Below are 249 nucleotides of genomic sequence, written 5' to 3' on the forward strand. Positions count from 1 at the left end.
TATATCGTTAAGCCACAACGGGTTATCCAAACATAACTGTAATTTGTTGATATTGCAGGCCTAGTCGCTGTTGAATCAAAAGGCGAAGGATTTGTTAATAAGTTCCTTGATAACATTCGTGAAACAGATGCATTTGGACATGTTGTAAGTTGCTTTGAATATGACATTATTGTTCTTTTTTCAGGTAAAGTAGACCCAGCTGTTGTTATAGTTACGATCAATACTGAATTAGAACTAGCTGATTTTGTC

General features: G+C 34.9%; 1 pseudogene. It reads left to right on the plus strand.

From position 1 onward, the window contains the following. Positions 1-249 (plus strand): annotated as a pseudogene (gene ychF, locus Q4519_RS21985) (redox-regulated ATPase YchF); the annotation flags it as partial.

Source organism: Motilimonas sp. 1_MG-2023, assembly GCF_030547455.1.
In the GTDB taxonomy this organism is placed as follows: Bacteria; Pseudomonadota; Gammaproteobacteria; order Enterobacterales; family CBDFNC01; genus Motilimonas.